12 protein-coding genes and 1 pseudogene are annotated in these 13,220 nt (G+C 69.6%); 4 read left to right on the top strand and 9 right to left on the bottom strand.

Annotation, left to right across the window (positions count from 1 at the left end):
- Positions 1-14: 14 nt before the first annotated feature.
- The 4 genes from NF20_RS15655 to NF20_RS15670 all read right to left on the bottom strand — a co-directional run bounded on the left by NF20_RS15655 (position 15) and on the right by NF20_RS15670 (position 5,187).
- Complete coding sequence (locus NF20_RS15655; protein ID WP_081232614.1) at positions 15-782, bottom strand: SDR family oxidoreductase; 768 nt, start codon at positions 780-782, stop codon at positions 15-17.
- Between the two features lie 104 nt (positions 783-886).
- The gene (glgX, locus tag NF20_RS15660; protein ID WP_023868229.1) at positions 887-3,037 is read right to left on the bottom strand and encodes a glycogen debranching protein GlgX; all 2,151 of its coding nucleotides are present in this window, start codon (positions 3,035-3,037) and stop codon (positions 887-889) included.
- A gap of 93 nt (positions 3,038-3,130) precedes the next feature.
- On the bottom strand, positions 3,131-4,312 hold the full coding sequence (locus tag NF20_RS15665) for a zinc-dependent alcohol dehydrogenase (RefSeq protein WP_011725876.1): 1,182 nt from the start codon (positions 4,310-4,312) through the stop codon (positions 3,131-3,133).
- A gap of 167 nt (positions 4,313-4,479) precedes the next feature.
- Entirely contained in the window at positions 4,480-5,187 is a 708-nt protein-coding gene (locus NF20_RS15670) for a GAF and ANTAR domain-containing protein (protein WP_011725877.1), read from the bottom strand.
- Positions 5,188-5,519: 332 nt separating this feature from the next.
- On the opposite strand from NF20_RS15670, the pseudogene NF20_RS15675 reads away from it, so the two are divergent.
- Positions 5,520-6,825, top strand: a pseudogene (locus NF20_RS15675) (NAD(P)/FAD-dependent oxidoreductase).
- Between the two features lie 12 nt (positions 6,826-6,837).
- On the opposite strand, the gene NF20_RS15680 reads toward NF20_RS15675, so the two are convergent.
- Complete coding sequence (locus tag NF20_RS15680; protein ID WP_009978581.1) at positions 6,838-7,374, bottom strand: DUF1360 domain-containing protein; 537 nt, start codon at positions 7,372-7,374, stop codon at positions 6,838-6,840.
- A 74-nt stretch (positions 7,375-7,448) separates the two neighbouring features.
- Positions 7,449-7,811 (bottom strand): MerR family transcriptional regulator, encoded by a 363-nt coding sequence (locus tag NF20_RS15685; RefSeq protein ID WP_023868226.1) that lies wholly within the window; start codon positions 7,809-7,811, stop codon positions 7,449-7,451.
- Between the two features lie 152 nt (positions 7,812-7,963).
- On the opposite strand from NF20_RS15685, the gene NF20_RS15690 reads away from it, so the two are divergent.
- Together NF20_RS15690 and NF20_RS15695 are read left to right on the top strand one after the other, a co-directional pair.
- Complete coding sequence (locus NF20_RS15690) at positions 7,964-8,407, top strand: Hsp20/alpha crystallin family protein (RefSeq protein ID WP_031343680.1); 444 nt, start codon at positions 7,964-7,966, stop codon at positions 8,405-8,407.
- Positions 8,408-8,532: 125 nt separating this feature from the next.
- Complete coding sequence (locus NF20_RS15695) at positions 8,533-9,216, top strand: PAS and ANTAR domain-containing protein (RefSeq protein WP_003878868.1); 684 nt, start codon at positions 8,533-8,535, stop codon at positions 9,214-9,216.
- A 27-nt stretch (positions 9,217-9,243) separates the two neighbouring features.
- Here the strand turns inward: NF20_RS15695 and NF20_RS15700 are convergent, their stop codons facing one another.
- Both NF20_RS15700 and NF20_RS15705 read right to left on the bottom strand, forming a co-directional pair.
- Positions 9,244-10,899, bottom strand: a complete 1,656-nt coding sequence (locus NF20_RS15700) for a GAF domain-containing sensor histidine kinase (protein ID WP_003874671.1) — start codon at positions 10,897-10,899, stop codon at positions 9,244-9,246.
- Complete coding sequence (locus tag NF20_RS15705; RefSeq protein ID WP_033711409.1) at positions 10,896-11,564, bottom strand: response regulator; 669 nt, start codon at positions 11,562-11,564, stop codon at positions 10,896-10,898. The genes NF20_RS15700 and NF20_RS15705 overlap by 4 nt, the downstream gene beginning before the upstream one ends.
- A 158-nt stretch (positions 11,565-11,722) precedes the next feature.
- On the opposite strand from NF20_RS15705, the gene NF20_RS15710 reads away from it, so the two are divergent.
- Entirely contained in the window at positions 11,723-12,178 is a 456-nt protein-coding gene (locus NF20_RS15710) for a pyridoxamine 5'-phosphate oxidase family protein (protein ID WP_023875992.1), read from the top strand.
- Here NF20_RS15710 and NF20_RS15715 read toward each other — a convergent pair whose 3' ends face one another.
- Positions 12,179-13,153, bottom strand: coding sequence for an Acg family FMN-binding oxidoreductase (locus NF20_RS15715; protein ID WP_033711408.1), 975 nt, complete (start codon positions 13,151-13,153; stop codon positions 12,179-12,181).
- Positions 13,154-13,220: the final 67 nt, after the last annotated feature.

Genomic DNA, 13,220 nt, shown 5'->3' on the forward strand with positions numbered 1-13,220 from the left:
GGCTTACGACTGGCTCAGGACTGATTGGCCTCGGCGAACGCGGCCTGGCTGGCGGGCGCGCCGCGCGCCACCACCAGCGGCATCGAGGTCGAGGCGTTGGTGCGCAGGATGGTGTGCACCACGTCGATGAGGTCCTCCACCGGCATCAGCTTGCCGGGCATGCAGCCGCGCGACGACCACAGCGGAACCGCCTTCATCGCCAGATCCATGTCCCAGCCCTGGTTCATGCCGGTCTGCCCGTCGCCCTCGCCGCCCGCGCACTCCCCGACGATCAGGCAGGTGAAGCCGATGTCGGGGTGTTCGGCCCGCCACGCTTCGACCAGGCGCTCCAGCGCGGCCTTGCTCACGCCGTAGGCGCCCAGCCCCGGCCACGGCGGCCCGAACGCGCCGGCGTCCGACGACAGGTACACCGCCTTGCCGGCCGAGGCGCTCAGGTGCGGCACCGCGGCGGCGGTGACCAGCGACGCGCCGATGACGTTGGTGTCGAAGATGCGCCGCCAGGTGTCGGCGTCGGTGTCCACCATGCGCACCAGCGGGCCCACCGCGGGGGTGTAGACGATGTTGTCGATCCCGCCCAGCGCGTCGGCGGCCTCGCCGATCGCCGAGGCGCAGGACGCCTGGTCGGTGACGTCGCACTCGATGGCGACCGCACCCGGGCCGGCGTCCTCGGCCGCGGCCTCGATGCGCTGCCGGCGCCGGGCCAGCAGCGCCACCCGGTCGCCGCGCTGCGCCAGACCGACCCCGATGCAGCGCCCCAACCCGCTGGAGGCGCCGACCACCACTGTCCTTGACATATTCGCCCTCTCTTGTAACGAGCCCGCTGCAGCCACAGCGTATCGGGCGGCGGCGCGCTACGTGACGTTCGGGCGGATTCGTGTCAAGGTGCTCAGCCGCCGTCGGGTGCCCGCAGCACCACCGCGGTGTGGGCGTCGACGTTGAGCACGCCGGCACCGGGCACCTCGTCGGCTGGCGTGGTCTCCTCCGGCCCGGTGTACACCACGACCTGCCATGATGCACCGAATTCCTTTGGGGGAAGGGTGAATTCGATGGACTCGTGGTGGGCGTTGAAGCACAGCAGGAACGAGTCGTCCAGCAGCCGTTGACCGCGGGCGTCGCGGTCGGGGATGCCGTGGCCGTTGAGGAACACCGTGACGGACTTGGCGAAATTGGCGCCCCAATCCTCGTCGGTCATCTCGGTGCCGTCGGGGGTGAACCAGGCGATGTCGCGCAGCCCGTCCTGGCCGCGCCGGCCCACCGGCTTGCCGGAGAAGAACCGGCGCCGGCGGAACACCGCGTGCTCGGCGCGCAGCGCCGACACCACCCGGGTGAAGGCCAGCAGGTCCACGTCCGCGTTGGCCCAGTCGATCCAGGTGAGCTCGTTGTCCTGGCAGTAGCCGTTGTTGTTGCCGTTCTGGGTGCGGCCCAGCTCGTCGCCGTGACAGATCATCGGCACGCCCTGCGACAGCAGCAGCGTGGTCAGGAAATTGCGCTGCTGGCGGGCCCGCAGGGCGTTGACCTGCTCGTCGTCGGTCGGTCCCTCGGCGCCGCAGTTCCAGGACCGGTTGTGGCTCTCGCCGTCGTTGTTGTCCTCGCCGTTGGCCTCGTTGTGCTTCTCGTTGTAGGACACCAGGTCACGCAGCGTGAACCCGTCGTGGGCGGTGACGAAGTTGATCGAGGCGACCGGCCGGCGCCCGGTGTGTTCGTACAGGTCGGCCGAACCGGACAGCCGGTAGGCGAACTCGTCGAGGGTGGCGGGTTCGCCACGCCAGAAGTCGCGGACGGTGTCGCGGTACTTGCCGTTCCACTCCGTCCACTGCGGCGGGAAGTTGCCCACCTGGTAGCCGCCCGGCCCGACGTCCCACGGTTCGGCAATCAGCTTGACCTGGCTGACCGTCGGATCCTGTTGCACCAGTTCGAAAAACGTCGCCAGCCGGTCGACGTCGTAGAACTCGCGGGCCAGGGTGGCAGCCAGGTCGAAGCGGAATCCGTCGACGTGCATCTCGGTCACCCAGTAGCGCAGCGAGTCCATGATCAGCTGCAGGGCGTGCGGGTGCCCGACGTTGAGGCTGTTGCCGGTGCCGGTGTAGTCCATGTAGTACCGCTTGTCGTCGTCGACCAGCCGGTAGTAGGCGGCGTTGTCGATGCCGCGCATCGACAGGGTGGGGCCCAGGTGATTGCCCTCGGCGGTGTGGTTGTAGACCACGTCGAGGATGACCTCGATGCCGGCCTCGTGCAGCGAGCGCACCATGGCCTTGAACTCCTGCACCTGCCCGCCCGGCGTGGCGGCGCTGGAATATTTCGTGTCCGGGGCGAAGAAGCCGATGGTGTTGTAGCCCCAGTAGTTGGACAGGCCCTTCTCGATCAGGGTGGAGTCGTTGGCGAAGTGATGCACCGGCATCAGTTCGATCGCGGTGACCCCGATGCTCTGCAGGTGCTCGATGATCACCGGGTGCGCCACCGCGCCGTAGCTGCCGCGCATCTGTTCGGGGATGTCGGGGTGGGTCTGGGTGAGGCCCTTGACGTGCGCCTCGTAGACGACGGTGTCGGCGTAGTGGTGGTCCGGCGGGCGGTCGTTGCCCCAGTCGAAGTACGGGTTGATCACCACCGACTTGGGCATGCTGGGCGCCGAGTCGTCGTCGTTGCGGCTGTCCGGGTCACCGAAGTTGTAGCCGAACAGCGACTGGTTCCACTCGAAGGTGCCGTCGATGGCCTTCGAATACGGGTCCAGCAGCAGCTTGTTCGGGTTGCACCGCTGCCCGGCCGCCGGGTCGTAGGGGCCGTGTACCCGATACCCGTAGCGCTGCCCCGGTTCGATGCCGGGGATGTAGGCGTGCCAGACGAAGCCGTCGACCTCGGGCAGCGCCACCCGGCTCTCGGTGCCGTCGCCGTCGAACAGGCACAACTCGACCCGCTCGGCCACCTCGCTGAACACGGCGAAGTTGGTGCCGGCGCCGTCATAGCTGGCGCCCAGCGGGTAGGCCTTGCCAGGCCACACCTCTCCGGTGGGCGTGGGAGCGGCAGCCTTTGCAGAGGTCATGGCGCATCCAATACCCTGCCGGTGCGCCCGTCAAACTCGGGCGCCCGTGGCGGCGTTGCCGGTGGGAAGCGGAATGCGTTGCCGTAGAAGCGATCACGGCTTGAGTATGACTTTGACCGCTCCGTCCTGCTTCTTCTGGAAGATCTCATAGGCGTGCGGGGCCCGCTCCAGCGGCAGCACGTGGGTGGCGAAGTCGTCCACGCCCAGCGGATCGTCGTCGGTGAGCAGCGGCATGATGTCGTCGACCCAGCGCTTGACGTTGGCCTGCCCCATCCGCAGCGTCACCTGCTTGTCGAACAGGGTGAGCATCGGCAGCGGGTCGGCCATCCCGCCGTACACCCCGATCAGCGAGATCGTCCCGCCGCGCCGCACGGCATCGATCGCCGAGTACAGCGCCGACAGCCGGTCCACGCCCGCGGTCTGCATCAGCCGCTTGCCGAGCGCATCCGGCAGCACGCCGGCCACCTGCTGGGCCAGCTTGGCCGCCGGCGAGCCGTGCGCCTCCATGCCCACCGCGTCGATCACCGAGTCGGCGCCGCGGCCGTCGGTCAGGTCCCGGATCGCGTCACCGAGCCCGGCGTCCAGCCGCGCCAGGTCGATGGTGTGGATTCCGCGTTGCGCGGCCCGGCCCAGCCGCTCGGGCACCAGGTCGACCGCGATGACCCGGTAGCCGAGGTGATCGGCGATGCGGGAGGCCATGTCGCCGATCGGCCCCAGGCCGAGCACCGCGACCGTGCCGCCATCGGGGATGTCGGCGTAGGCCACCGCCTGCCACGCGGTGGGCAGCACGTCAGACAGATACACGAACCGCGAATCCGGCGGTCCCACAGGCACTTTGATGTGGGTGAACTGGGCCTGCGGCACCCGCAGCAGCTCGGCCTGCCCGCCGGGGACTTCACCGTAGAGCTCGGAATAGCCGAACAGCGCCGCCCCCATGCCCTGGTCGCGCACCTGGGTGGTCTCGCACTGGGTGTACAGCTGCTGGCCGCACATGTAGCAACTGCCGCAACAGATTTGGAAGGGGATGACCACGCGGTCGCCGACGCGCAGGTCGCCGGTTTCGGTGCCGACCTCGCGCACGACGCCCATCGGTTCGTGCCCCAGGATGTCCCCGGGCTTCATGAAAGCCCCGAGGATCTCGTAGAGGTGCAGATCCGAACCGCAGATGTTGGTCGAGGTGACCTCGATGATCGCGTCGGTGGGCTGCTCGATCTTGGGATCGGGCACCGAGTCCACCCGCACATCGCGTTTGCCGTGCCACGTGACAGCCTTCATGCCGGGGGCGCATACCCGCCCGCTCAGCGCCGAAACGGCAGCCGCGGTTGAGCCCGCGCAGCGCGGGTACCACCCGTCGTCGCGGTGCTGACCCACAACGCCTACGACGACTACGAGCTGGGCGAGCGGCTGATCGCACAGCACCGGCCTGCGCCGGTGGCGATGGGCTAGCGCCGGCGCTGCTTGAGCGGGTGTTCGCTGTCGATGAGTGCGGCCGCGATGTCGACCACCCGGGTGTTGGACTGCTGCGAGAGCCGGGTGAGCAGTTCGAAGGCTTCCACCGCGTCGAGATCGAAGCGCTCCATGATCACGCCCTTGGCCTGCCCGATGATGTCGCGGGAGGCCAGGGCGCTGCGGAACTGGTCCTGGCGGCGCATCATCGACCAGGCCAGGGCGATGTGGGTGGCGTAGACGGTGCCGAGCTCGACCGACTCCTCGGTGAACGCGTGCGGCGGGTCGGCGTAGAAGTTGAGGGCGGCCATGCTGGTGCGGTCGACGAACAGCTCGAACGACAGGATGGAGCGGATCGGGGTCTGCTCGAGCGCGTGCCGCCGGTAGCGCTGCCAGCGCTGTTCGGCGGCCAGGTCGGCGATGTGCATGACGTGGTGTTCCCAGGCCGCGGCCAGGCACGGCCCCTCGCCGTATTTGTTCTGGATGGCGTCCAGCACCATCGGGTAGCGATGCGTGGCCGCCACGCTGTTGACCGATTTGCTCTTCTCGGCCAGGGTGATCCCCGCGTACTGGGAGCCGGTGACGTGGTGGACGCCGTTGTCGATGAGTTCGTGCAGCCCGGCCGCGGTGTCGCTGTTCTCCCGCTCCAAACTGGTCACCAGCTCCACCAGCTGAGTGACGATCGTGGTGCTGGCCTCGCGCATCACATCACCCCCGGAGCCGTCTGGCGGCAAGGCCCTTCCCTGCCGGCATCACGGGAGGCATTGACATTTTCGTGGCTGCCAACACCCACCCCAGAAGTCTATGAGCCAGACAACGAAGCGCAAGGCCGGATAACGAAACGGGCGGCCGGGCGGCGCCCCGGAAACGACGGCCCAGCCGGGCCGGGCCGGGCCGCACAGCCGCGCCCGACGGCGACCTCCGCCCCGGCCGCCGGTCCGAAACCATTGCTGGTCAACGGGTTTCACCGGGGGCCGGTCGCGGCCCGATCGCGCACGGGCTCCGACCCGGCCGGCCGGCGCCTACACTCGGGGCGGTGACCTCCATTGTGATCGTGGGAAGCGGCTTCACCGGATTCACCTGCGCCCGCCGGCTGGCCAAAACGCTGCGCCGGGCGCCGGTGGACATCACCGATGATCTCCCCCGTCGACTACATGCTGTACACACCGTTGCTGCCCGACGTCGCCGGCGGGGTGGTCGACGCGCGGTTCGTCGCTGTGCCGCTGGCCAATTCGCTGCGCGGCGTGCACGCCGTGCGCGGCCGGGTGGACGCGGTCGACTTCACCGGGGACACGCTGACCTACCGCGACCCCGAGGAACGCAGCCATTCCATGTCCTGGGACCGGCTGGTGCTCACGCCGGGATCGGTGACCAAGCTGTTCGACGTCCCGGGGCTGGCCCGGCATGCCCGCGGGTTGAAAACCACCGCCGAGGCGCTGTATCTGCGAGACCACTTCGTCGAACAACTGGAGCTGGCCAACATCGAGGACGACCCCCGGGTGGCGGCGGCCCGGCGCACCGTCGTGGTGGTCGGCGCGTCGTATTCGGGCACCGAACTGGTGGCGCAGCTGCGGGCGCTGGCCGACGCGGCGGCCCGGCAGATGGGCTTTGATCCCGGCGCGGTGCGGTTCCTGCTGCTGGACCTGGCCGAGCAGGTGATGCCCGAGGTGGGCAAGAAGCTGGGCGACGCCGCGCTGAAGGTGCTGCGCCGCCGCGGCATCGACGTCCGGCTCGGCACCACCCTCAAGGAGGCGCACGCGGATCACGTTGTGCTCAGCGATGATTCACGGATCGACACGCACACCATCGCCTGGGTGACCGGGGTGACCGGCGCGCCGCTGATCCAGGACCTGGGGCTGCCGACCGAGAAGGGCCGGCTGAAGGTGCAGCCCGATCTGCAGGTCCCCGGCCATCCCGGCGTGTTCGCGGCCGGGGACGCCGCCGCGGTTCCCGACCTCACCCAGCCCGGCAAGATCACCCCGCCGACCGCCCAGCACGCGACCCGGCAGGGCAAGGTGCTGGCCCGCAACGTGGCCGCCAGCCTGGGTCACGGCAGCGCCAAGGAATACAAGCACCGCAACCTGGGTCTGGTGGTCGACCTCGGACCGCGCTACGCGGTGGCCAACCCGCTCAACATTCACTTGTCGGGGCTGCCCGCCAAGGCCGTCACCCGGGGCTATCACCTGTATGCGATTCCGCGCGGCGTGAACCGGTGGGCGGTGTCGCTGGCCTACCTCACCGACGCGCTGTTCGCCCGCTCCGTCGTATCCATCGGGCTGTCCTCCGAGGACGACGCGCAATTCACCGCCAGCGAGGGCATTCCGATGCCGAAGACGGGCTGAGCGCGCGACGGCTCAGCCCTGCGCCGCCTGCTGCGCGATCGCGTAGCCGAGCTGAAGAAAGTCCGCACCGGTCAGCGCGCTGAACACGCCCGCGACCAGCCGGGTGTAGCGCGGCGCGAACACCAGGCCGATGGCGAACCCGGTGGCAACCCACATGTCCAGGCAGAACGGGCAGGTCAGCAGCTCGCCCAGGCTGTGCCGCAGCTGGCTCTGCTCGCGGACCTCCTCCTGCACCTCGGCCGGGCCGCCGGTGCCCGCGTAGTGGGTGAACGGCGCGCGCAGCGGGCTGGTCACCGCGTCCTTGGTCAGGGTGCGCGACAGCTTGTGGGTGCCCAGGGTGAGGATCAGCAGGTCCTGGGCGCGCCATCGGGTCGGCAGGCTGCGGCCACTGGCCAGGGCGGCCAGCGTCGCGGCCGTCACCACCAGGCCGTAGACGACCAGCACCGCCAGGTAGCCGCCCAGCGGGCGGGGATTGTCGCCGCGGTAGGCCTGCGCTTCGCGTCGCGCGCCGTCGACCACCTGGGCGCCGGTGTCGGCCAACTCACCCATCGCTTCACCTCGAGGCTTGGAAGGCATAGCCCGTCGGGTACCCGGACTCGACCGGCGCAACCCGGGACGGCGGCTCAGCCGGTGGCCGCGTCGCCGTCGGCGGCCTTCGCGGCTTCCCGCAACGCTCGGTTGGTCGACCGCAGGTCGGTGTTGGCCGCCGACAGCGTGGCGTTGTCGTCCTCCAGGGCGAGGATGCGGGCCACGCCGGCCAGGTTGACCCCGGCGTCGACCAGCTTGCTGATCCGCTTGAGCCGGGCCAGGTCGTCAGCGCTGTACCGGCGGGTTCCGCCCTGGCTTCGGGCCGGTGTGACCAGGCCGTGACGTTCGTAGAGCCGCAGCGACTGCACCGCGATCCCGGACAGCTCGGCGGCCACCGAGATGCCGTAAACACCCTGGTCGGACGCCGGAGCACCCGCGTTGCCGCGGCGGTCGGCCATCGCGCATCTCCCTCGCTCATGCCCTGATAACGCCCAGAAAATCTGTTTAGCACAGTTGCGTCATATTGTCGAGGATGCTATATCAAATCTATATTGTTAGACATAGAAAACCGCATACACGTCACCTAGATCACACCTGAGGGGTGAACATCATGCTGATGCGTTCGGACCCGTTCCGCGAACTCGACCGACTGGCCAACCAGGTCCTGGGCACCGCCACCCGGCCGGCGGTGATGCCGATGGACGCCTGGCGGGAAGGCGAGCACTTCGTGGTCGAATTCGACCTGCCCGGTATCGATGCCGATTCGCTGGACATCGACATCGAGCGCAATGTGTTGACCGTGCGCGCCGAACGGCCGGCCCTCGACCCCAACCGCGAGATGCTGGCCACCGAGCGGCCGCGCGGCGTGTTCAGCCGCGAGCTGGTGCTCGGCGACAACCTCGACACCGACAAGATCGAGGCCTCGTACCGCGACGGCGTGCTGAGCCTGCACATTCCGGTGGCCGAGAAGGCCAAGCCGCGCAAGATCGCCGTCGGCCGCGGCGAGGCACCCCGGGCCGTCACCGAAACCGCGCGAGAGGTCGTCAACGCCTGACCGCCCGGGGGCGGGCGGCGGCCGCACGCGCCAGGCGCTTTCGCGCGCCCGCCGCCCGCCTGCGGCTCCAGGGCTCGGGCGTGCACCTCTCGCCCGGTGAGCCCAGTGAGAGGGAGGGATTGACGATGACTTGGAATCTCGACGGCCAGACCGCCAACGTCGAGCAGGCGCTGGCCGGCGGCCACACACAGCCCGCGGGCTGGTTTCGGTTCTACTTCGCCGACCAGCGGTGGGAATGGTCGGAGCAGGTGCAGCGCATGCACGGATACGAACCGGGCAGCATCACTCCGACCACCGAGCTGGTGCTCTCGCACAAGCACCCCGACGACCGGGCACGGGTCGCCGCCACGATCGATGAGATCGTCACCAACCATCAGGCGTTCAGCACCCGGCACCGGATCATCGACACCGCCGGAAACGTCCGTCACGTCGTCGTCGTCGGTGATCGGCTGACCGACGAACAGGGCGAGGTGATCGGGGCGCAGGGCTTCTACATCGACGTCTCCACCCCGCACGAGCAGGTGCAGGAGGAGATGATGAGCGCGAGACTGGCTGAGATCAGCCGGAATCGGGCCCGCATCGAACAAACCAAGGGCATGCTGATGCTGATCTACGGCATCAGCGACAGCGCGGCCTTCGAGTTGCTCAAATGGCTTTCGCAGGAAGGAAACGTCAAGCTGCGACCGCTGGCCGAGCAGATCGCCGAGGACTTCCGCGGCGCCGACGTGCCGCTGCCCACGCGGTCGGAATTCGACCACCTGCTGCTGACCGCGCACCAACGCCTGAAGGCCTCCGATACCCGCAGCTGATCGGTTGCGGGCCAAGGCTTTTGGTGCTCAGTGGTCGAGCAGCGGGGCGGTCCAATGCACCCGGGTGCCGCCGCCGGGCGGGCTGCTGATCTCGCAGCTGCCGCCGAGTTGCTCGGCCCGCCGTGTCATGTTGGCCAGCCCGCTGCGACGGGTGTTGCCGGACGCGATGCCGCGGCCGTTGTCGATCACGTCCAGGGTGAACATGTCGGCGACACCGATCTGCACCGTCAGCCGCGACGCGCCCGAGTGGCGGACGGCGTTGCTGACGGCTTCGGCGGTCACCGCCTCGGCGTGCTCGGCGAGCTCGGCGCCGACCGCCGTCATCGGACCGTCCATGCGCACCGTGGTGACCAGGTCGCGATTCTCGGTCAGCTCGGCGATGACCCGCTGGATGCGGTGCCGGAAGTCGCCGGCGACGGCCGCCGGGGAGCGCAGCGCGAAGATCGTGGTGCGGATCTCCTCGATGATCGTCTGCAGGTCGTCGAGCGTCCGGTTGAGCCGGTCGGCCACCTCCGGCGACCGCGCCCGGGCCAGCGTGCCCTGCAGATCCATGCCGGCGGCGAACAGCCGCTGGATGACGTGGTCGTGCAGGTCGTGCGCGATGCGCTCCCGCTCGGCCAAAACGGCCAGCTGCCGCGCGTCCTCGCGCGCCGCGGCGAGCACCAGCGCGATGGCGGCGTGGGTGGCGAAGTCGCGCACCAGGTCCAGATAGCTCTCGTCGAACGGCGGCTGCTCGGTGCCGCGGGCGATCGCGATCACCCCGACCACTTCGTCGCGGGCGCGCAGCGGCATCACGATCGCCGGTCGCCGCCCGGCATCGGTGAAAGCCTGGATGGGATAACGGAATTCGTCGGTGATCAGCGGTTCGCCGGACTTGAAGACCGCGCCGCTGGTGGAGCCGCGCACCGGGACCCGCTGCCCGAGCACGTCGGCGGCGGGCAGGCCCACCGCCGCCGAGACCACCAGGGTGTCCACCTCCGGGTTGCCGGGCTGCTCGGGGTCGGCGGGCACCAGCACGATGGCCTGTTCGGCGTCGGTCAACGCGCAGGCGCGTTCGGCGATCAGCTGCATCGGGCGCCGGTGCGGCTCGGTGCGCGACAGCAGCGCGGTGGTGATCTCGCGGCTGGCTTCGATCCATTTCACCGACATCCGCTCGCGCTCGAAGACCTGCGCGTTGTCGATGGCGACCGCCGCCGCGAAAGCCAGGGCGCGCGCGGCCATCTCGTCGGCGTCGGAGAACACCCGCGCCTCATCGACGTGGGTCAGATACAGGTTGCCGAACACCGCGCCGCGGATGGTGATCGGCACCGCGAGAAAGGCCCGCATCGCCGGATGGTGCTCGGGGAATCCGGCGGCAGCGGGGTGGGCGGTCAGGTCGTCCATCCGCAGCGCCGGGGTGTCCAGCAGGGACAGACTGAGCAGCCCCTTGCCGACCGGGTGGTGCCCGATGCGCCGCACCGTCTCGGCGTCCATGCCTTCGTGCACAAAGGAGATCAGGTTGGCATGCCGGTCGCGCACGGCCAGGGCACCGTACGGGGCCGACGTCAATTCCCTTGCCGCGCTGATGATCCGGTGCAGCGTCGCGTCGAGATCCAGGCCCGCGCCGATCTCGGCGATCACCCGCAGCAGTTTCTCGGTTTGATCGCGCGCGGCCGCCAGTTCGTCGAACCGGTTCCCGGTCACCCCGGCCAGTCCGGTGGGGTCGGCGGACGGCCGGCCTGCTGGTTGAGTTTCGACGCGAACACCGCCGCCTGGGTCCGGCGCTCCATGCCGAGTTTGGCCAGCAGCCGGGACACGTAGTTCTTGACCGTTTTCTCCGCGAGGAACATTCGCGCGGCGATCTGCCGGTTGGTCAGGCCCTCGCTGAGCAGCCCGAGCAGCGTTCGTTCCTGTTCGGTCAGGCCCGACAGCGGGTCCGCCTGCGCGGCGCTGCCGCGCAGCTTGGCCATCAACGCGGCGGCGGCCCGGTTGTCCAGCAGCGATTTCCCGGCGCCCACGTCTTTGATCGCCCGGGCCAGCTCCATGCCCTTGATGTCCTTGATGACGAACCCGCTGGCGCCGGCCAGGATGGCCTCCAGCATCGCCTCGTCGGAGGTGAACGACGTCAGCATCAGGCAGCGCAGGTCGGGATGCTCGGAGAGCAGGTCGCGGCACAACTCGATGCCGTTGCCGTCGGGCAGCCGCACGTCGAGCACGGCCACGTCGGGCCGCGCCGCCGGTATCCGCGCCTTGGCCTCGGCCACCGTGCCGGCCTCGCCGACGATCTGCAGATCGGGATCCGAGGAGAGCAGATTGCACAGTCCGCGGCGGACGACTTCGTGGTCGTCGACCAGGAACACCTTGACCATGGCGAGCCTTCCTGTCGGCAGACCAGTCCAATATCCCACATTCTCGGCTCGCTGCGGGTCGGGGCGTAACTGGTTCAACGACTTTGGTCCCGACCGCAGAGGACCTTCGGCCGCCGCGTCGACCCGGGGCCGGCCAATAGTGTTGCGGCAGTGATTCATTGCGGCTCAACACCGCGGGCGCGGAAAGGGACTACGCGATGCCGGTGACCGATGACGGGGTGGAGATCCTGCCGGTGCACGAGTGCTGGGATCTGCTGCGCGGCCTGACGCTGGGCCGGCTGGTCACCCACGCCGACGGTCAGCCCGACATCTTCCCGGTCAACTACGTCGTGCAGCGCCGCACCGTGCTGTTCCGCACCGCGGAGGGCACCAAGCTGATCAGCGCGGCGATCAACAACCGGGTGCTGTTCGAGGTCGACGACCACAACGTCGCCGGGGCGTGGAGCGTGATCATCCGGGGCATCGCCCGCTCGCTGCGCACTCCCGAGGAGATCGAGGAGGCCGAGCGCGCGCAGGTGCTGCCGTGGACCAGGTCGGAGAAGACGCACTACGTACGCATCGTTCCCGAGAGCGTCACCGGCCGCCGCTTCCGGTTCGGGTCACCGGCGGGCTGATCAGCCGACCCACTCGACGAAGTCGGCGAGGTCGCGGCGCGGGGTCGCCGGCAACGGGTCCGCGTTGATCGGCGCCCAACCCACCCGCAGCAGCATCTGCGGATGGTGGCCGTCACCGAAGATGTCGGCGCGCACCGCCGCGCGCGTCTGCGGCGTCTCCAGCGGTTCGGTGACCGGGCAGCTGGCCAGCCCCGCCGAGGTGGCGGTGAGCAGCACCACCCCGGTGGCCTCGCCGGCGCGCAGCCGCGCCAGCCGGTCGTCGTGGCGGGTGCCCAGCGCGAGCACCACGGCGTTGTCGTCGCCGGCCGACGAGCCCGGCGCCATCGGCAGCGCCGCGCCGGCGAACAACCGGGTCGGGATCTTGGCGGCCGGATCCGGGAACGGGGTGTTGCGGGCGGGCACCCCGGACACCGAGAAGTAGCGCCCGCTCCAGGTGGTCAGCTCGGCCAGATAATCCTGGGTCAGGTGGTCGCGGATCGATTGCGCGACGATGTCGTGCAGGCCGTCGACGTCCTCCACCTGGTACAGCGTCACCCCGGCGCGGGCCGCCCGGGCCGCCATCAGCGCGATGTCGCCGACCGGCACCGGCCAACAGCTGTAGTGGCGTCGGTCGGTGCGCCGGCGCGGGATCGCGGCGGCGAGCGCGACGTCGACGTAGTCGGCGGTCTGGGGCGAAAACTCAAGCGTCGCAAGGTGATCCGGCTCATCGGGATCCGGCAGCCTGCGCACCCTGGACCGCCAGCCGACGGCGGCGAACGCGGTGACGCAGTGCTGCAGGGCGATGCCGCAACTCAGGATCAAGTCGCGGCCGTCGGGGTCGGTGTGGGGCAGTTGCCGGGCGGGGTCGGCGTACAGGTGCAGGCCGGCCGGATCGATGCGCCACCGCCACGGTTGGGTGTTGTGCACCGAGGGGGCTCGAGACGCCAGCGCCAGTGCCGTGCGGACCGTTTCCGGATCCGGGAAGCCGGTGTTCATGAGATTCCCCTCTTCTCGCCTGGCGCCCTGCGGTATCCACGATCACGCGTTCTCGGCGGCACCGCGA

This window comes from Mycobacterium sp. MAC_080597_8934, assembly GCF_000523975.1.
GTDB lineage: Bacteria > Actinomycetota > Actinomycetes > Mycobacteriales > Mycobacteriaceae > Mycobacterium > Mycobacterium avium.

Bases quoted from the DNA above. Each gene is read 5' to 3' on its own strand.
- NF20_RS15665 (WP_011725876.1), bottom strand. From the start codon at position 4,312: ATGAAGGCTGTCACGTGGCACGGCAAACGCGATGTGCGGGTGGACTCG.
- NF20_RS15690 (WP_031343680.1), top strand. From the start codon at position 7,964: ATGCTGATGCGTTCGGACCCGTTCCGCGAACTCGACCGACTGGCCAAC.
- glgX (WP_023868229.1), bottom strand. From the start codon at position 3,037: ATGACCTCTGCAAAGGCTGCCGCTCCCACGCCCACCGGAGAGGTGTGG.
- NF20_RS15705 (WP_033711409.1), bottom strand. From the start codon at position 11,564: ATGGTCAAGGTGTTCCTGGTCGACGACCACGAAGTCGTCCGCCGCGGA.
- NF20_RS15670 (WP_011725877.1), bottom strand. From the start codon at position 5,187: ATGCGCGAGGCCAGCACCACGATCGTCACTCAGCTGGTGGAGCTGGTG.
- NF20_RS15695 (WP_003878868.1), top strand. From the start codon at position 8,533: ATGACTTGGAATCTCGACGGCCAGACCGCCAACGTCGAGCAGGCGCTG.
- NF20_RS15685 (WP_023868226.1), bottom strand. From the start codon at position 7,811: ATGGCCGACCGCCGCGGCAACGCGGGTGCTCCGGCGTCCGACCAGGGT.
- NF20_RS15680 (WP_009978581.1), bottom strand. From the start codon at position 7,374: ATGGGTGAGTTGGCCGACACCGGCGCCCAGGTGGTCGACGGCGCGCGA.
- NF20_RS15715 (WP_033711408.1), bottom strand. From the start codon at position 13,153: ATGAACACCGGCTTCCCGGATCCGGAAACGGTCCGCACGGCACTGGCG.